The 19,133-nt window shown below is 66.4% G+C and carries 22 protein-coding genes; 11 read left to right on the top strand and 11 right to left on the bottom strand.

The features are described 5' to 3' along the window. The first annotated feature begins 9 nt into the window (after positions 1-9). A complete protein-coding gene (gene mgrA, locus AC3RCJ_RS08250) occupies positions 10-1,050 on the top strand; it encodes an L-glyceraldehyde 3-phosphate reductase (protein ID WP_492962312.1) in 1,041 nt (346 codons plus the stop codon). Positions 1,051-1,055: 5 nt separating this feature from the next. Here mgrA and AC3RCJ_RS08245 read toward each other — a convergent pair whose 3' ends face one another. From AC3RCJ_RS08245 to AC3RCJ_RS08235, 3 genes are all read right to left on the bottom strand, one after another. Continuing rightward, a complete protein-coding gene (locus AC3RCJ_RS08245) occupies positions 1,056-1,544 on the bottom strand; it encodes a DUF2244 domain-containing protein (protein WP_492962314.1) in 489 nt (162 codons plus the stop codon). A 76-nt stretch (positions 1,545-1,620) separates the two neighbouring features. Continuing rightward, positions 1,621-1,926, bottom strand: coding sequence for a hypothetical protein (locus AC3RCJ_RS08240; protein ID WP_492962316.1), 306 nt, complete (start codon positions 1,924-1,926; stop codon positions 1,621-1,623). A 132-nt stretch (positions 1,927-2,058) separates the two neighbouring features. Next, the gene (locus tag AC3RCJ_RS08235; RefSeq protein ID WP_492962318.1) at positions 2,059-2,397 is read right to left on the bottom strand and encodes a hypothetical protein; all 339 of its coding nucleotides are present in this window, start codon (positions 2,395-2,397) and stop codon (positions 2,059-2,061) included. A gap of 286 nt (positions 2,398-2,683) precedes the next feature. Between AC3RCJ_RS08235 and AC3RCJ_RS08230 the strand changes: the two genes are divergently transcribed. The 7 genes from AC3RCJ_RS08230 (at position 2,684) to AC3RCJ_RS08200 (ending at position 9,328) form a co-directional block, all read left to right on the top strand. Then, positions 2,684-3,001 carry a DUF4148 domain-containing protein gene (locus tag AC3RCJ_RS08230; protein ID WP_492962320.1) on the top strand — a complete coding sequence of 106 codons (318 nt, stop codon included), beginning with the start codon at positions 2,684-2,686 and terminating at the stop codon, positions 2,999-3,001. A 131-nt stretch (positions 3,002-3,132) separates the two neighbouring features. Then, positions 3,133-4,545, top strand: coding sequence for an efflux transporter outer membrane subunit (locus tag AC3RCJ_RS08225; RefSeq protein WP_492962322.1), 1,413 nt, complete (start codon positions 3,133-3,135; stop codon positions 4,543-4,545). Positions 4,546-4,617: 72 nt separating this feature from the next. Beyond that, complete coding sequence (locus AC3RCJ_RS08220; RefSeq protein ID WP_070224646.1) at positions 4,618-5,124, top strand: MarR family winged helix-turn-helix transcriptional regulator; 507 nt, start codon at positions 4,618-4,620, stop codon at positions 5,122-5,124. 10 nt (positions 5,125-5,134) lie between these two features. Continuing rightward, positions 5,135-7,282 (top strand): FUSC family protein, encoded by a 2,148-nt coding sequence (locus AC3RCJ_RS08215; RefSeq protein WP_492962324.1) that lies wholly within the window; start codon positions 5,135-5,137, stop codon positions 7,280-7,282. Beyond that, on the top strand, positions 7,272-7,472 hold the full coding sequence (locus tag AC3RCJ_RS08210; RefSeq protein WP_492962326.1) for a DUF1656 domain-containing protein: 201 nt from the start codon (positions 7,272-7,274) through the stop codon (positions 7,470-7,472). Before AC3RCJ_RS08215 ends, AC3RCJ_RS08210 begins: the two co-directional genes overlap by 11 nt. A gap of 48 nt (positions 7,473-7,520) precedes the next feature. After that, on the top strand, positions 7,521-8,417 hold the full coding sequence (locus AC3RCJ_RS08205) for an efflux RND transporter periplasmic adaptor subunit (protein WP_492962328.1): 897 nt from the start codon (positions 7,521-7,523) through the stop codon (positions 8,415-8,417). Continuing rightward, entirely contained in the window at positions 8,414-9,328 is a 915-nt protein-coding gene (locus AC3RCJ_RS08200) for a LysR family transcriptional regulator (RefSeq protein ID WP_492962330.1), read from the top strand. The genes AC3RCJ_RS08205 and AC3RCJ_RS08200 overlap by 4 nt, the downstream gene beginning before the upstream one ends. 9 nt (positions 9,329-9,337) lie before the next feature. Here the strand turns inward: AC3RCJ_RS08200 and AC3RCJ_RS08195 are convergent, their stop codons facing one another. From AC3RCJ_RS08195 to AC3RCJ_RS08170, 6 genes are all read right to left on the bottom strand, one after another. Further along, positions 9,338-9,880 (bottom strand): ester cyclase, encoded by a 543-nt coding sequence (locus AC3RCJ_RS08195; protein WP_492962332.1) that lies wholly within the window; start codon positions 9,878-9,880, stop codon positions 9,338-9,340. Between the two features lie 139 nt (positions 9,881-10,019). Beyond that, entirely contained in the window at positions 10,020-10,766 is a 747-nt protein-coding gene (locus AC3RCJ_RS08190; RefSeq protein WP_492962334.1) for an SDR family oxidoreductase, read from the bottom strand. Between the two features lie 81 nt (positions 10,767-10,847). Continuing rightward, entirely contained in the window at positions 10,848-11,072 is a 225-nt protein-coding gene (locus AC3RCJ_RS08185; protein WP_492962336.1) for a hypothetical protein, read from the bottom strand. 12 nt (positions 11,073-11,084) lie between these two features. Beyond that, a complete protein-coding gene (locus tag AC3RCJ_RS08180; protein ID WP_492962338.1) occupies positions 11,085-11,756 on the bottom strand; it encodes a thiol:disulfide interchange protein DsbA/DsbL in 672 nt (223 codons plus the stop codon). A gap of 147 nt (positions 11,757-11,903) precedes the next feature. Continuing rightward, a complete protein-coding gene (locus AC3RCJ_RS08175) occupies positions 11,904-13,466 on the bottom strand; it encodes a TonB-dependent receptor domain-containing protein (protein ID WP_492962340.1) in 1,563 nt (520 codons plus the stop codon). 151 nt (positions 13,467-13,617) lie between these two features. Next, the gene (locus AC3RCJ_RS08170; RefSeq protein ID WP_492962342.1) at positions 13,618-14,508 is read right to left on the bottom strand and encodes a LysR family transcriptional regulator; all 891 of its coding nucleotides are present in this window, start codon (positions 14,506-14,508) and stop codon (positions 13,618-13,620) included. Between the two features lie 114 nt (positions 14,509-14,622). Here AC3RCJ_RS08170 and AC3RCJ_RS08165 point away from each other — a divergent pair, with 114 nt between their 5' ends. Further along, complete coding sequence (locus AC3RCJ_RS08165; protein ID WP_492962344.1) at positions 14,623-15,426, top strand: DODA-type extradiol aromatic ring-opening family dioxygenase; 804 nt, start codon at positions 14,623-14,625, stop codon at positions 15,424-15,426. 72 nt (positions 15,427-15,498) lie between these two features. On the opposite strand, the gene ylqF is transcribed toward AC3RCJ_RS08165, so the two are convergent. Next, a complete protein-coding gene (gene ylqF / locus AC3RCJ_RS08160) occupies positions 15,499-16,419 on the bottom strand; it encodes a ribosome biogenesis GTPase YlqF (RefSeq protein WP_492962476.1) in 921 nt (306 codons plus the stop codon). 228 nt (positions 16,420-16,647) lie between these two features. Here ylqF and AC3RCJ_RS08155 point away from each other — a divergent pair, with 228 nt between their 5' ends. Beyond that, positions 16,648-17,433, top strand: a complete 786-nt coding sequence (locus AC3RCJ_RS08155; RefSeq protein ID WP_492962346.1) for a hypothetical protein — start codon at positions 16,648-16,650, stop codon at positions 17,431-17,433. Positions 17,434-17,617: 184 nt separating this feature from the next. Next, positions 17,618-18,028, top strand: a complete 411-nt coding sequence (locus AC3RCJ_RS08150) for a hypothetical protein (RefSeq protein ID WP_492962348.1) — start codon at positions 17,618-17,620, stop codon at positions 18,026-18,028. Between the two features lie 48 nt (positions 18,029-18,076). Here the strand turns inward: AC3RCJ_RS08150 and AC3RCJ_RS08145 are convergent, their stop codons facing one another. Beyond that, complete coding sequence (locus AC3RCJ_RS08145) at positions 18,077-19,003, bottom strand: histone deacetylase family protein (RefSeq protein WP_492962350.1); 927 nt, start codon at positions 19,001-19,003, stop codon at positions 18,077-18,079. Between the last annotated feature and the right edge of the window lie 130 nt (positions 19,004-19,133).

Genomic DNA, 19,133 nt, shown 5'->3' with positions numbered 1-19,133 from the left:
GGAGACACCATGAGCTACCACGCCGCCGAGAATCGCTATGAACAGATGCAATACCGCACGTGCGGACGCAGCGGGCTGAAACTGCCGCTGCTGTCGCTGGGACTGTGGCACAACTTTGGCGACAGCAACAGCCTCGCCGCGCAGCGCGACATGCTGCGCACGGCCTTCGACCTGGGCATCACGCATTTCGACCTGGCCAATAATTACGGCCCGCCGTACGGCAGCGCGGAAAGCAATTTCGGCAAGCTGCTGCGCGACGATTTTTTACCGTACCGCGATGAACTGATCATTTCCACCAAGGCGGGCTGGGACATGTGGCCGGGACCGTATGGCCAGGGCGGCGGCTCGCGCAAATACGTGCTGGCCAGCCTGGACCAGAGCCTGCGGCGCCTGGGCCTCGACTACGTCGACATCTTTTATTCGCACCGCTACGACGCCGACACGCCGCTGGAAGAAACCATGGGCGCGCTGGCCACCGCCGTGCAGCAGGGCAAGGCACTGTACGTGGGCCTGTCCTCGTATTCGCCGCAGAAGACGGCCGAGGCGGCCGCCCTGCTGAAAGAGTGGAAAGTGCCATGCCTGATCCACCAGCCGTCCTACAACATGCTCAACCGCTGGATCGAGGAAGACGGCTTGCTCGACACCTTGCAGGAGCAAGGCATGGGCTGCATCACGTTCACGGCACTGGCGCAGGGTTTGCTCAGCGACAAATACCTGGACGGCGTGCCGCAGGATGCGCGCGTCAACCGCCCCGGCGGCGGCTCGCTGCTGCAAAAGCACCTGAGCGCGGAAAACCTGGCGCGCGTGCGCGCGCTCAATGACATCGCCGCGCAGCGGGGCCAGACACTGGCGCAGATGGCGCTGGCCTGGGTGTTGCGCGATGCGCGCGTCACCTCGACCCTGATCGGCGCCAGCAGCAGCGCGCAAATCCGCGAAAACGTGGCCGCATTGCAGCAACTGTCGTTTACGGCCGAAGAATTGGCCGCCATCGACGTGCAGGCGCGCGAAGGGCATATCAACCTGTGGGAAGGACCGTCGCGGGCCGGATAAGGCGTTCAGGGCGGCGCTGGCGGCGACAGGGGCGTTGGCAGCAGCGCGCATAGCTCCTGCGCCACTTGCCGGCGCCGTTCGGGCGTGGCGAAGACGCCGACGTCCACCTGCGCGCCGCCATGGCCGATATCATTGATGCGTATCAACTGGCGCGGCCAGCACGGCACTTCGACGCGCGTGCGCCATGGCGAAAAGTGGTGGCGCCGGCAGTGGCCGGCGCTGACCTGTTCGATGATCAGCTCGCCATCGCGCAGGGCGATGTGTTCGTAGTCGCGCGCATGGCGCAGGTAATGCAGCAAGGCGATGGCCACCAGGCCCAGTTCGGCGAACGAAAAGACGGGAATGGTCCAGAGGCCGCGCAGCGCAAAGGCGGCGGCAATCGTCAGAGATAACAGGCACAGCAAGCCATAGGCGCGCAGCAACTGGCGCGTCGTCAAGGCACGATGGCGCACAAACAGCCATTCGGGTTGTTCTCTTGAGCAATCGCGTGGCATGGCGCCTCCAGCAATCAACTCCAGCAATCAAAGCGACAGGGCGCCGCCGCTGCCAGCCCCTGGCCGGGCGGCGCTGTCAGCTGCCCAGGTGCACCAGCGCATGGCCCACGTGCTGCCACCAGTGCGCACGCGACTTGATTTGCGTCAAACACGCCGTATCGATTTCCGTCGGGAACACGCGGTCCTGGCACGCCTTCGTTTGCAAGGCATAACGCTGGTTTTCCGCCGCCGCCAGGGCCACGACGAGCCAGAACGCCAGCGCCAGCAAGACCACCAGCAAGCTCCAGGCCAGGTGATTGATATTGCTCTTCTCGCCAAAAAACTCGCGTGGCCGCGTCTCGCGGTACATCGACATCAAGTCTTTTTCTTTGTCTTCCGACATCTGCGTTTGCATCCTATGACATCCTATCCTGTGCCGGCCGGCTGGCCATGGCCGCGCACATGCGGCCATGCCGGCATTTTACGCTGATGGCGGCAGGCCGGCGGCAATTCGCGCGGCCGGCCCTGGCCAGGATCAGCGCCGCGCCGCCACAGTCGCGGCGGACGACGCCTGCGCCTCGGCCTCGTCGTCCGCGCCTTCGGCGGGCGCGGGCGCCAGGCGCTCCACGTGGTCGACATCGATATCGCCGCCGTCGGGCGCCGTATTCCGAGGCTCCACGCCGGCCCGCTCTCCCGTGCCGGCCGCATCGCTGTCGTTTTCCAGCGCTTCCGTATCCTGGCCAGGCACGCCCTGCATGTCGCTGCCGCTGTCGGAGCTGTCGCTGGGCCCCAGCGCGCCCTTGCCGTGGCCGCTGCCCAGCACGCGGTCGGGGGTGACGGGCAAATTGTCCGGATCGAGGCTGCTGCCGCTCATGATTGACTCCCGTTAACAAAAAAACCATGGTACTCCGCTTGCCGGCACGACGGCGCACGGCTGCTCCCCTGTTTTTCCAGGGAAATGCGGCGGCGCACAATTATTTTTAAAATTTACTTCACAAATGTACTATTCATTGATATAGTTCATTCAAGTAAGCATGTTTCTCATCCAGAAGCCCGCTTCATCGGCAGGACAAGGCCAGACGCCGCGTCCTGCCGAACCGACCGGTAAGTGGCGAGCCGGCCCATCCACCCAGCCATCATGCACATATTGGAGTTTCATCATGCAAGCCAAATCACTGATCGCAGCATTGTTTGCCCTTTCCGCCGCATCGTCGGCCTTCGCCCAGAGCGCCGCGCCGGCCACCAGCGGCCAGCAACTGACGCGCGAGCAAGTCACGGCCGAATACGTCCGTGCCCGCAACGCCGGCGAAATCGCCACCAGCGAAGTCGACTACCCGAAAACACCTGCCAGCGCCGCCAGCCAGGTGACGCGCGAGCAAGTCATGGCCGAGTTCTACGCCGCCCGCAAGGCTGGCCTGATCCCGCAAACGGAAGCGGACTTTGATGTCGCGCAAACGACCAAGCACGTCGTGAAATAAGAAACCAGTCAGCCGGTTTCAGTCAGTAACAACTCAGTTGCGGCGCAGCACTCGGGCCACTCCCGAAGCTCCCCGCGGCGAGCTGTGATACCCCAGCAGCACCCCCAACATATCGCTCCCGGAGTTCCTGCATGTCCCTGTACCGCCGCCTGCTTGCCGCCAGCCTGACCCTTGCCTTGAGCGCTTGCGCCGACATGGGCCATATCGCGCCGCAATCGGCCATGCTGGACGCGAACGCCCTGCAGGCGAGCCAGGCCATGGATGCGGCCGCCAGCGCCGCCATACAATGGCCGCGCGCCCAGTGGTGGCAAGACTTGCACGACCCCCAATTGAACCGCCTGATGGACCAGGCGCTGGCCGACAGCCCCACCCTGCGCGGCGCCCAGGCGCGCGTGCGCCAGGCCGAGGCGCTGGCCGGCGCAGCCGAGGACAAGACGCGCCCGCAGGCCGACGCCAACGTCTCCATCAACCGCGAACTGTATTCGCGGCACGGCAGCACGCCGGCGCCGCTGGCCGGCAACTATGCGTGGCGCAACCAGGCCACCGTCACGGCGTCGTACGACCTGGACCTGTGGGGCCGCAACCGCGAAGCGCTGGCCGCCGCCCTGGGCGACGTGCAGATGGCCTCGGCCGAATCGCAGATGGCCCGCCTGGCCCTGGAAACGGCGCTGGTGCGCACCTACATCCAGCTGTCGTATGAATTCACGCTGCAGGACGTGATCGAGCGCAGCCTGGCGCAGCGCGCGCGCATCCTCGACATCACGCGCCAGCGCAAGGCGGCCGGCATCGGCACCGAAGTCGACGTGGCGCAGATCGAAACCACCTTGCCGGCCGGACGCCGCCAGCTGGAGCAATCGGCCGAGTCGCTGGCCCTGCTGCGCAACCAGCTGGCCGCGCTGGCCGGCAAGGGCCCGGCAGCGGGCGCGGCGCTCACGCGCCCCGTGCTGCGCCTGGACCAGCCGCTGGCCATTCCGCAGGCCCTGCCGGCCGAGCTGATCGGCCGCCGTCCCGACATCGCCGCCCAGCGCTGGAGAGTGGAAGCGGCGGCGCGCCGCATCGACGTGGCCAAGGCCGAGTTCTACCCGAACGTCAACCTGGTGGCGTTTGCCGGCTTCCAGGCCTTCGGCTTCAGCCATTTTCTGGACGCCAACTCGGACATCCGTGGCGCCTCGCCCGCGCTGAGCCTGCCGATTTTCGCGGGCGCCCGCCTGCGCGCCCAGCTGGGCAGCCAGACGGCCGTGTACGACGGCGCCGTGGAGCAGTACAACGCCACCGTCATCAGCGCCATGTCGGACGTGGCCAACGCCGTCACCCGCGCCCAGTCGCTGGAAAAGCAGCACCAGCTGACCGTGCAGGCGCTGGCCACGGCGCAGCGCGCGCGCGACCTGGCGGAAAAGGCCTACAAGGCCGGCATGAGCGACGCCATCAACATGCTCAACACGCAGGTGGCGCTGCTGGCGGAAGAACAGCAGCAGGCGCAGAATGGGGCACGCGAGCTCGATCTGTATGTTTCCTTGATGAATGCACTGGGAGGCGGCATCTAGACCTCCAATGCTCGCATTGCCATAGCCCAACAAGATACAATCGTCGCTTTATTTACACATGAAGGAAATGACATGACCGCTTTTGACGCCACCTCCAAGCGGCTGCAAAATATCCGCACGCGCATGCCAGGCTTCCCCATGGAACTGATGCGCCTGTTGCGCATGACGTACCACATCCAGAAAGGCATGAAGGACTTGACCAATGCCGCGCTGAAGAAGCACGACCTGGTCGATGCCAGCTATATGGTGCTGGCCGTGCTGTACGGCACGGACGATGAAACCTCGAACGCCTGCACCCTGGGCATGGCCTGCCATGAAAAGCCGGCCAACCTGACGCGCGTGTGCAACGACCTGGAAACGCGCGGCCTGATCCACCGCGGCACGCGCCCCGGCGACCGCCGCTCCGTGATGATTTCGCTCACCGACAAGGGCCGCGCGCTGATCGAAACGGCGCTGCCCGACGTGTACCAGGAAACCTCGGCCCTGTACGACGGGTTCACGGAAGAAGAGCTGCAAGTGCTCGACAAGCTGTACATGCGCCAGTTGCGCAACCTCAACAATCTCAACAACCAGAACTGATAGCCTATCGATGACGCCAGCCACAGCAACAAAAAACCCCTATGGCCCCCTGACCCGGGCGGCCCGCTGGCTGGCGCTGGCGCTGCAGGACTGGCGCACGACGGAAGGCGAACGCTGGATCTATGTCGGCAAGACCCTGATCGCCGCCTTCTGCGCGCTGTGGCTGGCCTACCGCCTGGGCCTCGATTCGCCCAGCACGGCCATGACCACCACCATCATCCTGGCCCTGCCCAGCAGCGGCATGGTGCTGGAAAAAAGCTTTTACCGCCTGTGCGGCACCGTACTCGGCTGCCTGGCCGCGCTGACCCTGATCGGTCTGTTCCCGCAGCAGCCGGTGCTGCTGTTCGCCGGCCTGGCCCTGTGGGCGGGCCTGTGCACGAGCGGCTCGGCGCTGCACCGCAACGCCCAGTCATATGTATACGTGCTGGCCGGCTACACGGCCTGCATGATCGTGCTGCCCGCCATCGAGCAGCCGACGCAGGTGTTTTCGCTGGCCGTCACGCGCATGGCCGAAGTCGGCCTGGGCATCATCTGCTCGGCGGGAGTCTCCAGCGTGCTGCTGCCGCGCCACCAGGGCACGCAGGTGATGCGCACGGTGCAGGCGCGCTACGCCAAGTTCCTCGCCTTCTGCCAGAACGTGCTGCAGCAAAAGCTCACGCCGGCGCAGGTGGAACTGACGCATCTGCAGTTTGCCGCCGACGTGGCGGCGCTGGAACTGGGCCGCTCGGCCGCCCTGTTCGAAGTCACCAGCAAGGTGAGCCACGTGCGCGCGCAAAACCGCAAGCTGCACGCCTTCAACGCCACCTTCATGACGGCGCTGACCACCTTCTATACCTTCCACCGCCTGTTCGACCGCCTGCAGCGCGACGGCGAGACCCTGGTCATGCAGGCGTGCGCGCCGCTGTACGCCATCGTCGCCGAAGCGCTGCAAACGACGCCATCGCAAGACTCGCTCGACACCATGCAGCGGCATCTGCAGGCGGCGCTGGCACAGGCGCGCGCGGACATCGACAGCGCGGCCATCGTGCATGCGCAGCAGATCGATTTCGACACCGTCTGCGAACTGCTCGAGCGCTTCGCGCGCGACATGAGCCGCTTTCACGAAGTGTATTTCAGCCTGGCGCACGACACGCCCCTGGACATCAGCACGCCGCAGGCGTATGCGCCGAAGACGCCGCCCGCGCTGGTGCTGGCCAGCGGCGCGCGCGCGGCCATCAGCCTGGCCCTGCTGGCGCTGGGCGCCTACTTCCTGGCCTGGCCCTATGCCAGCACGGCGATGCTGATGGCGGCCGTGTTCTGCGCGCTGGCCTCGTCCTCGCCGCGCCCCATCATGATGATCCGGCAAGTGCTGACGGGCTTTTTGATCGCCATGCCGCTGTCGCTCGTCTGCGTATATTTCGTGCTGGTGCACGGCGACGGCTTCCCCATGCTGGTGCTCAGTTTCGCGCCCTTCCTGGCCGTCGGCCTGTACCTGATGACCAATCCCGCCAAGCTGGGCGTCGGGCTGGGCGTGTCGACCTTCATCACGCAGATGGCGCCGACGAATCTGATGCATGTCGATGGCGCCGCCTTTCTCAATACGGGCATGGCGCTGATCGTCGGCCTGATGCTGGCCGCCCTCGTGTTTGCCGTGCTGCTGCCCGAGCACACCATGGGCCACAAGGACCATATCGGCCCGGCCCTGTGGCGCGAGGCGCGGCATGCGTGCACGGCGCCCGTGCGCCGCGTCAAGCACCGCTTCGACAACCGCGTGCGCGACCTGCTCAGCCAGCTCAACGCGGCGGCCGGCCCGGCGCCGGGCGAGGCCACGCGCGCCGTCGTGCGCCAGGCCTTGACCCTGCTGGAAATCGGCCATTCCGTGATCGAGCTGCGCGAACTGATCGCCAGCGCCTCGGGCAACAGTCCCGCGCGCACCGCCCTGCAGCGCTGCGTGGACAGCATCGCCGCCTGGCTGCGCACGCGCGAAGCATCGCAGCTGCAGGCGGCCCTGGAAGCGACCCTGCAGGCGGGCGCCGTGGTGCGCGCCGCCCAGGCAGCGGGCGACATGGCGCCGGAACGGGGCTTGCGCCTGCAGACGGCGCTGGTCGACCTGCACTCGATCTACACCTCCTTGCTCGACCATATGGCGCCTGGCGCCGGAGACCACCATGCCGCGTGAATTCGCCCTGTTCGGAATACTGATTCCCACCCTGCTGCCGCTGTTCCTGCTCAGCATAGGCCTGCAAACCCTGCTCGACCGCGCGCTGGGCTGGCTGGGCGTGTACCGCATGGTGTGGCACCCGTCGCTGGCGCGCCTGTGCATCTTCGTCGCCATCTTCGGCGCGCTGGCTTTATCGCTTTACAAATAACCTTCGAATAAAAAAAATGTTCAATCTGATCAAGGAAAGGCTGCCGACATGGTAAGCAAACTGACCCGTTATGCCATCACCTTGCTGCTGCTGGCCGCCGCCCTGTGGATAGGCAAGACCGTCTGGGACCGCTACATGGAATCGCCGTGGACGCGCGACGGCCGCATCAAGGCCGACATCATCAATATCAGCGCCGACGTGGCCGGCACCGTCACGGAGGTGCTGGTGCGCGACAACCAGGTGGTGCGCAAGGGCGACGTGCTGTTCGTCGTCGACAAGGAACGCTACGTCAGCGCGCTGGCCCAGGCCGACGCCATGCTGGCGGCGCAAAGGACGGAGCTGGGCCGCCGCGGCAAGGAAGCGCAGCGCCGCGCCAATCTGGACGCCAGCATCATCTCGACGGAAAGCCGCGAAAGCGCCGCCTTTGCCGCCACGTCGGCCACCTCGCAGGTGCAGGCGGCGCTGGCCGCCCGCGCGCTGGCGCAACTGAATTTGGAGCGCACCACCGTGCGCGCCCCCGTCAGCGGCTACGTGACGAACCTGAACGTGCACAAGGGCGATTTTGCCGCCGTCGGCGCGGCCAAGCTGGCCGTCATCGACAGCGCCTCGTATTATGTCGTCGGCTACTTCGAGGAAACCAAGCTGGGCATGCTGGCGCAGGACGACAGGGCGGAAATGAATCTGATGAGCGGCGGCACCCTGCACGGCCACATCGAGAGCATCGCGCGCGGCATCACCGACCGCGACGCCGCCACGGGGCGCGAACTGCTGGCCGACGTCAACCCGACGTTCAACTGGGTGCGCCTGGCGCAGCGCGTGCCCGTGCGCATCCACATCGACGAGCAGCCGAAGGAGCAGGTCCTGGTGGCCGGCACCACCTGCACCGTGGTGATCACGCCCCATTCCGCGCCCGCGCCGAAGCCGGCCGCCGCGCACCCGGCATGAGCCGCGCCGGCGGCGCCGGGCGCCTGGCGGAAATCGCGCTGTTCCTCGACGCCGCCGCGCTGGGCAGCTTTTCCGCAGCCGGCCGCAAGCAGGGCCTGTCGCCAGCCGCCGCCAGCGCCGCCATCGCGCGCCTGGAAGCAGCGCTGCGCACCACCCTGTTCGAGCGCACCACGCGCCAGCTGCGCCTGACGGAAGAAGGCCAGCACTACCGCCAGTACAGCGAGCAGGCGCTGGACCTGCTGGCCCAGGCCGAAGACGGCCTGCACGCGGGCAGCGATGCGCTGCGCGGCGTGGTGCGCATTTCCGCGCCGTCCGATATCGGCCGCCAGGTGCTGCTGCCGCTGCTCGATGACTTTGCGGCGCTGCACCCGCAGCTGCGCCTTGCGCTGACCCTGACGGACGCCACGGCCAGGCTGCTGCAGGACGATATCGACCTGGCCATCCGCTACGGCGAGCTGCCCGACAGCGAGATGGTGGCGCGCCTGCTGCACCCGAGCCGGCGCGTGGTCTGCGTGGCGCCCGCGCTGGCGGCCAAAGTGGGCCTGCCCGCCACGCCGCACGACCTGGCGTCCCTGCCGGCCCTGGTGCTGACCACGGGCGACGGCGCGCCGCAGGAATGGCGCTACCGCGACAACGGCAGGCGCCACAGCCTGCGCATGCAGGGCGGCTGGCACAGCAACGACGGCGAGATCATCCGCCGCTGGGCCGTGGCCGGCCATGGCTACGCCTACAAATCGCTGCTCGACATCGGCGACGACCTGCGCGCGGGACGCCTGCAGACGGTGCTTGACGAGTACTTCACCGACAGCGCGCCGCTGAACCTGCTGTACCGGCGCGCGCGCTTCCAGCCGCCGCGCATCGCCCTGCTGGCCGAGTTCCTCGTGCGCCGCTTCGCCGCGCTGCCAGCCTGAGGGCCGCCATCACTGCGGCAGCACGCCCAGCTGGCGCAGCAGCGTCAAATTATCTTCCAGGTGCCAGTTGTCGCTGATGCGCCCCTGCGCATCGACCTGGTACCAATCAAACGCATGGAAATCGATGGCTTGCCCCTGTCCGCGCAATTGGCCCTGCGGCGTGGGGAAGACGCCCGTGAAGCGGCCCGTGAAATGCAGGCGCAGGCTGACCCGGTCGCCCGCCACCAGCATGTCCTCGATGGCCACCTGCAAATCCGGCACGGCCGCGTGGAACACTTGCGACGCCTGCAGCGGACCGGCCAGTCCCTGCGGACGGCCGGCGGGCAGGGTGCGGTCGGTGAAATCGTCGGCCAGCGCCAGCCGCGCCAGGGCCGGGTCGCCGCTCTGCCAGAACGCGGCATAGCGGCGCGCCGCCAGCACCACCGCGGCATCGGCGTGCGCGCCGGACAGGTGGGCCGGCATGGGCAGCTTGGTGGCGGCATCGGCGGGCAAGGCGGCCAGCAGGGACAGGGCCAGGATGGCGGGAGCAAAAGGGGAAGCAGGCATGGTCATTCCAGGTAAGTTGATCGGCGTGCACGTCGCACACCGCCATTCTGGACTCGCTTGCCCCGCTTGATAATTGGCCTGGCGCTTGAAGCAATTGCTTGCCAGGCTTGAAAACAAGTTGAAAATATTGACAATGCGCTCACAATCAACGCCCGCCCGCCACGTCGAGGATGCTGCCCGTCACATAGGTCGCGCCCGGCCCCAGCAGGTACAGGATGGCGTCGGCGATTTCTTCCGGCTGGCCGCCGCGCTGCATGGGCACGCCGGGCGCCAGGCGCGCCACCCGTTCCGGCTCGCCGCCGGAAGCGTGGATGTCCGTATGGATGATGCCGGGGCGCACGCCGTTGACGCGGATGCCCTCGGCCGCCACTTCCTTCGCCAGGCCCAGGGTGAGCGTATCGACGGCGCCTTTCGAGGCCGCGTAATCGATGTATTCGCCCGGGGAGCCGATGCGCGCCGCCGCCGACGAGACATTCACGATGCGCCCGCCCCGCCCGCCATTCGCCGTGGACATGCGCCGCACGGCCTGCCGGCAGCACAAAAAATAGCTGATCACATTGGTGCGCAGCACGCGCTCGAGGCGCTGCGCGGAAATGTCGACGAGCCGGCATTTCTGCTCCAGCACGCCCACATTGTTGACCAGCGCCGTGAGCGTGCCCAGGCGCGCATCGACTTCATCGAACAGCCGTTCCACGTCCGCTTCCACGCTGACGTCGGCCTGCACGGCGATGGCTTCGCCGCCCTCGGCGACGATGCGCGCGCACAGCGCTTCGGCCGCCGGCGCAGCGCGCAGATAGTTGACGCACACGGCATACCCCTGGCGCGCCGCCAGCAGGGCCGTCGCCGCGCCGATGCCGCGGCTGCTGCCCGTAATCAGGATCACTTCCTTCATTGCCCCTCCAGGATGGTTGTGGCCCCATCATACGCGGACGAAAAAAAACCCGCGCAAGGCGGGTTTTTCGGGCAGGCGCATTCAATTGCTGACATGCGTCATGGCGTAAGTCAGGTGCTGCCACCAGTGCTCGCGCGTCTGCACGGCCGCCAGGCACTTCGCGTCGACCTGGCCCTTGAACGCGGGGTCCGCGCAAGCCTTGGTGAGCAGCGCATTGCGCTGGTTTTCCACGCTGACGACGGCGATCGCCAGCCAGGCCACGAGGGCGAGAGCCAGCGCGCACAAGGTCCAGGGCAGCTGTTTCATGACGCGCTGCGCTTACTTCTTCGCCGGCGCCGGGGCGCGCTCTTTCAGCACGCGCGCCACCAGTTCATCCATCACGCGCAGGGTCGCGGCCTGGGTCTGCGGCTCGGACTGGCCGGGACGCGACAGCTGCGACGGCGACGTCACGAAGCGGCCGTCGATGACGATGGTCGGTGCGCTGTCGATCTTGCTGGCGGTAATCAGTTGTTCGTTGCGTTTCAGCTTGGTCTGCACGCCGAAGGAATTGAACATCTCCAGGTATTTCGCCTTGTCGATGCCGTTCTTGACCAGCAGGTCGAGGATGGCGTCATCGCGGTTCAGGCGGTTGCGCTCGACGTGGATGGCGCGGAAGATCTTGTCGTGGAACTGCTCCAGCTGGCCCATCGCTTCCAGGGTGGCATAGGCGTGCGCCTGCGGGTCCTTCGGACCGGAGAAGGCCAGGTGGATGCGGCGGAAGGCGACCTTGTCGCCCTGCTTCTTGACCCAGTCGTGCATCAGCGGATCGAGCGCGTAGCAATGCGGGCACGAATACATGAAGTATTCGACCACTTCCACCTTCTTGCCCGTGTCCGTGCGTACTGGCGTCGGAAGCGTGGTAAAGCCGGTATCGGCCGCCATGGCGCCGCCGGTGGCTGCTACCAGGGTGACAGCGGCGAGCAGGGGCCGCAAGAAACGCAGAAAACGCATAATAATCCTTCATCATAAAGTGGTCGTGAACGGGGCGAGATTACCACTTTTTGCCTCGTCCATCGTAGCTCTGGCGGAAAAAAGCGACTTTTAGCCGCTCCGTTTGCGCCCGATTAAGCCGCTCTTAAGCGCCGCCGCGCGTCTGCCTCAGAAATGGTAGCGCGCGGACACGCGCAGCTGGCGCGCATCGTTCTGGTAAATGCTCGACAGGCAGCCCGGCGCATCGCCGTAATGGCGGCGGTTGGCCAGGTTGCTGCCGGCCAGTTCCAGCTCCCAGGCGCCCAGCTTGTGCGCATAGCGGCCATCCACGGTGGCGAAGGCCGGCGCCTGCGCCAGGCAGCTGCCGGCGAAGTCCTGGCCGTAGCGCAGCGCGCGCAGCCATTGCACGCCCAGCTCCGCGCTGCCGCCGCCCTGCCCCGTCCAATGCAGGCGCAGGCTCGCCAGCGTCTTGGGCACCAGCGCGATATCCGGGCCGTCATAGGCATAATCGTCGTAGCGCGCATGCACCTGGCGCAACTGCCCGTCGAGGCGCCAGTCGCGCGCCAGGGCCACGCTGGCCTCGATGGCGATGCCGTCGCGCCGCGAAGGCTCCAGGTTACTGGCAAAACCCAGCTGGCCCAGGCTCTGGTCGAACACGATCTGGTTGTTCAGGCGTTCGCTGAACAGGCGCACCGAGGCGTTGCGCGCGGCATCGCCCAGGGTGGCGCCCACTTCCATCTCGCGCCGCAGCTGCCCGGCCAGCGGACGGTAACCGGCGCGCGTATAGCCATCGTCATCGATGCGGTAACTGCGGGCCGCCTTGGCGTACACGCTCACCTGGGGCCGCAGCAGGAAGCTGCCCTGCACATCCCAGGCATTCTGGTTTTCCCAGTCGCTGCCGCCGGGCGGCAAGTCCGCCGGGTCGAGCTGGAACTGTTCATGGCGCAGTCCCAGCAGCACGCGCGGCGCATGCGGGCCGCCAAACGCCAGCTCTTCGCGCAGCAGCAGCGCGCGCGACTGCTGGCGCCGCCGCGCATCGCCGTCGCGTCCCGAACGCCGCACCCATTGCATCAGGTCGATGCCCACTTCCGTGTCCGTGACCACCGTGCCCGCCCTGCCGTAATGGCGCAGGCGCGGCGCCAGCTGCCACTGGCGGCTGCGGTAGGTCGATTCGCTGCTGCCCGACTCGCCCGCATACCTGGCCGTGGCGCGCTTTTCGCGCAGCGACAGTTCCACGCCCAGCTCCACGTTGTCCATGTAGCGCTGCACGAAGGCACTGCTGCGCTGCACCTGGTAGCGGTACAGGTCTTCCGGCCGCGCCGCCAGCAGCGCCAGGAACGGCGCCTCGGGCGCCGGGTAGCGGGTATCCTGGTTCAACTGGTCGGCGCTCAAGCCGAAGCGTCCCCGTTTCGATTTCCATTCCGCGCCGCCGCTGAAGCCGCGCTGATGGAACACGCTGCCATCGCGGTAATTGCCGTTGCGGTGCTCATCGACGGCGGCGTCGAGCGACAGGCCGCCCTGGTCGCGCGACAGGGCGCCGCGCGCACTGTGCTGCCCTCCTTGCGCCACGTCAACCGACAGGTCGCCATGGGTGGCGTCGACCGCCGCCTCGCGCCCGGCTTCCTGGCCGACTTGCCGGGTAACTTCCTGCTGCGCCTGCGCCGGCAGGGCCAGTGCGCACAGCAGCAAGGCGCACAGGATAACGGCAGGAGCAGGGGAAACAGGCATCATGGCGGCAGGCTTGAGTGCAAAATCGCGACGCGGCGCGGCTGTTAGGACGGATGGGACAGCAAAAGCGCCCCATTATACGCACGGCGCACGGGGCCGCAACAGCCGGCGGGGCACGCGCGCCCGGCCGGCGCCATGGACGATCCCGGCAGCGTCAATGCCCGAGCCGCCCTTCGCCCGCGAGGAAATCGATAAAGGTGCGCACCTTCGACGACAGGTAGCGGCGGCTCGTGTAGACGGCGTACACGCTGCCGCCCGCCAGCTTGAAACCGTCGAAGAGGCGCACCAGCCGCCCCGCCGCCAGGTCCGCATCCGTTTGCCACGACGGCAGCAGGGCGATGCCCATGCCGTCGAGCGCGGCCGCGTGCAGCAGGCTTTCGTTATTGCATTGCAGCACGGGCGAGAACTTCACCGTCTCGCCCCCCTGCGGGCCGTCGAAGGCCAATTCATTGCCGTTCGATAACAATGAATAGCTGATCATGGCGTGCCGCGCCAGATCCTGCGGCGCTTGCGGCTGGCCCGCGCGCGCCAGGTAGGCGGGCGCCGCCACCAGATGAAAGGCGATGCTGCCGATGGGTCGCGCAATCAGGCTCGGCGATGGCGCCTGGCTCACGCGCAGGGCCAGGTCGAAGCCCTCTTCCACCAGGTTGACGACTCTTCCGCTGAGGTCGATGTCGAACGTCACTTCCGGAAAGCGCTCGCGGTAGGCCGCCAGGGTGCGCGTAAAGATGGCGTTGGCGAACCAGACGGGGGCGCTCAGGCGCAGCATGCCGCGCGGCACCACCGTCGTGCGGCCCACGGTCGCCTCCACCTCGTCGAGGTTGTCGAGCATGTCGCGGCACTGTTCGAAGTACACCTTGCCGATTTCCGTCAGGCTCAGGTGGCGGCTGCTGCGGTTCAGCAAGCGCGCGCCCAGGTGGCGCTCCAGGTGCATCACGTGCTTGCTGACCATGGCAGGCGACAGGGCCAGGCGCTCGCTGGCGCGCACGAAACTGTCCAGTTCCACCACGGCGCGAAACACGCGCATGCTGCGCAAGGTATCCATGCCCACCCCATCATCAACAAAATGGAAATGATACATCAATAATACTGATCTTGATCAACTGACCGCGCATGACTATCATCGTTCCATCATCAGCCATTCCCCTCAGGAGCCGCCATGCAAGAGCACACTTTCCCTACTTACTTCCTGTCGCACGGCGGCGGCCCGTGGCCGTTCATGAAAGACCAGTTCGGCGGCCGCTACGACGCGCTCGAAGCGTCGTTGCAAGACATCCCGCGCCAGATCGGCGCGCGTCCGAAAGCCGTGCTGGTCGTCACGGCGCACTGGGAAGGGCCGCAGTTCCTCGTCTCGGCCAGCCCGCGGCCGGGCATGATCTATGACTATTCGGGCTTTCCGCCGCACACGTATCAAATACAATATCCGGCACCGGGCGCGCCCGAGCTGGCGGCGCAAGTCAAGCAGCTGCTCGATGCGGCCGGCCACCCGGCCCGCCTCGACCACGAGCGCGGGTTCGACCACGGCACCTTCAGCGCCCTGTTCCCCATCTACCCGCAGGCGGACATGCCGCTGGTGCAGCTGTCGCTCAAGCACGGCTATGACCCGCTGACACACGTCGAGGTGGGCCGCGCGCTGGCCGGCCTGCGCCGCCAGGGCGTGCTGATCGTCGGCAGCGGCCTCAGTTATCACAACCTGCGCCAGTTCGGCCAGGCGGGCGCCGTCGCCTCGCACCAGTTCGACGCCTGGCTGCGCCAGACCATGGCCTTGCCGCCAGCACAGCGGCTGGCACAGTTGCTGGCCTGGGACCAGGCACCGGGCGCGCGCCAGGCCCATCCGCAGGAAGACCATCTGCTGCCGCTGATGGTGGCGCTCGGCGCCGCCGAGCAGGAAGCGGCGCAGGTCGTGTATCACGAGGAGGATTTCTTTGGCGCGCTGGCGGTGACCAGTTTCAGATTCGGATAATCCGCCAGCGCAGAAAAAAAGCGCCGCGACAGTGATGTCGCGGCGCTTTTTACATGGAGGGTATAACTTGAATCAGGTGCCGCGCTTGCCGCGCGCCGCATTCTTCGCCTTTTCGGCGGCGATCTCCGCTGCCTTGGCCGCTTTTTCCGCCATCTCGGCCGCGTGCTGGGCCAGCAGGGCCGCGCGCGTCTCCGGCGTTTCCAGCGAGATACGGCCGAGGATGCCGCTGCGGTAGTCGAGCAGCAGGGTATGCGAGGCTTTCTCGAAATCGTAGTCGCCGCCCTTGATGCGGAAGCCGCGCTTGGCGGCGATGCCCTCGACCACGCCGATGGCGTCGACTTCACCGACCTTGGTGCCGTAGCGGGTTGCCAGCAGGTCCGGATAGCGCTTGAGCAACTCCTCGGCCAGGAACACGGCCACTTCCTCTTCGATCAGCGCGTTCGAGCCGATGGCGTGGCTGGCGGCCAGCATCAGGCCGTCGCTGGGGATGGCGATCTTCGGCCACAGCATGCCGGGCGTGTCGACCAGAATGGTGTTCTTGTCCAGGTACAGCTTTTGCTGCATTTTGGTCACGGCCGGCTCGTCGCCCACCTTGGCCACGCGCTTTTTCAGCAGCGCGTTCATCAGGGTCGACTTGCCCACGTTGGGAATGCCCATGATCATGATGCGCAGCGGTTTCGTCGGCACGCCGCGGTGCGGCGCCAGCGATTTCGCCAGCTCCGGGATGCGCGCCACGTCGCCCGGCTTCTTGGTCGTCATCGCATACGCGGTCACGCCTTCCTGGGCGTTGAAATACGCGACCCAGGCGGCCGTGGCGGCCGGATCGGCCAGGTCGGTCTTGTTGAGGATTTTCAGGCAGGGACGCTGGCGGAACAGGCGCAGCTCATCCACCATGGGATTGCAGCTGGCTGCCGGCAGGCGCGCGTCGACCACTTCAATCACCAGGTCGGTGTTTTCCATGGTCTCGGCCGCTTTCTTGCGGGCCGCGTTCATGTGTCCCGGGTACCATTGTATCGCCATGCTCTTGCTTTCAGTTCGTTCAGTCAATCCGCTATTTTACGTGGTTGCCGCCGCAGCGTCGCATTTTCCGCCGCCGGCGCCAGCCGTGCGACGCGAACGAGACAATTGGTGATAATTTTGCAGTTACCTGAATGATAATATCCACGATTCCGCCTCCTGGCAGTATCCCATCCACCGCAACGCTACCCGGGCACGCTCCTCATGCTTTTTATCCGCTCCTCCCTCTTTGCCACCCTGGCCGCCTGCCTGCTGCCCGCCCTAGCCCAGGAACAGGCCGCGCCGGAAGCCGGCGCGGCAAGCGGGGAAATGCAGCAAATCGTCGACGTGCAAAGCGCGCGCGACCCCGACTTGCGTCCGTACCGTACCATGCTCAAGGGACTGGACGCATATGCCGACCATGGGCAGCTGGCGCCGGGCGCGCCACTGCGCTTCAGGCTGTTTGCCAAAGCGCCCTCGGCCAAGCTCGATGGCGTGACCCTGCACCTGTCGGCGGAGAACCTGTCCATCCCCATCCCGCTGGCGCAGGACGGCACCTTCATGCTGGCGCGCGACAAGACGGCCTACGACGCAAATGCCGACCTGGTCAGCAACAAGCGACGCGACAGCCTGGGCTGGCGGCCCGACATCCATACGCCGGGCCTGCCGCCGAACGTGCGCCGGCTGGGCGACTTGCGCCTGGAGTGCGAAGTGCGCTGGGCCGTGGAACAGGATCAGTTGTCATTCGTCAAGCGCAACCTGTTCAAGCTGGCGGGCGGACCCTGCCACTCCTCGCTGGTGCACGTACCCTTCTCCGCCTTCCGCCCGCTGGCATCCGTGCAGGCCCGTTCGGGCGAACGCACGCTGGACATCCTCGTGACGGGCGACCGCCTGCGCTACGTGCCGCCGCTGCATGACCAGAGCTGGAACGACGATACGGTGCTGACCTTGAGCTATGGCGACGACGCCAAGGTCGCCGGCACGCCCTCCGCCGACGCCGTCACGCAGTAGCACCTGGCCCGGCCCGGCCCGCAATGCACGCACAGGCAAGCTTGTGAAATATTTCCACAAGGATTTTTTTATTTATTTTCAGCAATAAAAAAGTATGCTCTAATATCGCCTCTTAAATGAAAAGCAATTATTTTCCCTGCCGGCCGTGGCCTGCAGGGAAGACAGGTGAAGGGATACGGGCAAGATGATGATGGAACAGACGGGTGCGCTGTCAGCGGCGGAGACGGGAGAGCGTGCCGGCGCGCCGGCGGGATTGCGCTGGCGTCCGCGCAAGCGCAATCCCGCCAAGCGCGCGCCGCGCAACGGCCGCGTGGCGCGCCTGAAAAAGGCGTGCCGGCAATTGCAGCAGAAATTGACGACGCTGGAAGCCCAGCTGAAGCGCCAGAGCGCGGACACTTGCGGCCTGCAGGCGCTGTATGACCAACTGGTCAATGAAATCAAGCACCACCGCGACATGCTGCAACTCGACAGCTTCGATGCCGACAAGTCGGCCGCCATCTATTCGCAGGCGTGGCGCCGCTTCATGACGGGCCACGCGCTCGACTACCAGACGCACCGCCATACCAGTTCGCGCAGCCGCTTGCCGCTGTTCTAAGGCGCGCCGCCGTAACCGCGCCCGCCGCCGGGAAGCGGCGGCCGCGCATCACAGCTCGGCCAGCGCCTTCACGTGCGCCGCCACGCTGCGGCCCAGAGACGACAGGTTGTAGCCGCCCTCGAGGCAGCTGACGATGCGGCCCTGGCCGTACTGCCTGGCGACGGCCATCATCTGCTGCGTCATCCACGTGTAGTCCGCCTCCACCAGTCCCATGCCGCCCACGTCGTCTTCGCGGTGCGCATCGAAACCGGCGGAAATGAAGATCATCTGCGGCTGCTGCCGGTGCAGCGCCGGCAGCCAGTGGTCGAGCACCAGCTGGCGCACCACGTCGCCCTTCGAACGGGCGGGCACGGGCACGTTGACGCGCGTCTCCGTGTACGACTCCACGTCGCTGTACGGATAGAACGGGTGCTGGAAAAAGCTGACCATCAGGATGCGCGGGTCCTGCGCCACGGATTCGGCCGTGCCATTGCCGTGATGCACGTCGAAGTCGACGATGGCCACCCGCTCCAGCCCGCGCACGTCGAGCGCATGCTTGGCGGCGATGGCGATATTGTTGAACAGGCAGAAGCCCATCGGCTCGCTGGGCCGCGCATGGTGGCCCGGCGGGCGTATCGAGCAAAAGGCATTGCTGATCTCGCCATCGATGACGGCGTCCGTGGCGGCCACGGCGGAACCGGCGGCGGCCAGCGCCGCGTTATAGCTATGCGTGTTGAGCAGGGTGTCGCCGTCGAGCGGGTAATAGTCACCGGCCGGCGGCACGTTGTCGCGCACCAGGCCGATGGCCGTGGCACTGTGGTTGCGCTCGATATCGGACAACTGCGCGCGCGCGCCGTCGCGGTGTTCGACCAGGTCGCTGATATGCGCAAGGATCAGCTGATCGTTAATGGCCTGCAAGCGGGCCGGCGACTCGGGATGCCAGTCGCCCATTTCATGGCGCAGGCAATCGGGGTGGGTATAAATGGCTGTACTCATGTGCTGTACTCGTTACCTCTGTCTCAATCCGGCATGCGAGCCGGACTCTATCCACACTGGGAACGCTACACATCATTCTGCCTGGCATGCGCGTTCTCGCATAAAATCATTGGCTGGCCGTTGCTGCCGC

It is taken from the genome of Janthinobacterium sp. GW822-FHT07H11 (genome assembly GCF_058798615.1).
The sequence above is the reverse complement of the archived record's forward strand: the minus strand, read 5'-3'. Positions and strand labels throughout refer to the sequence as shown.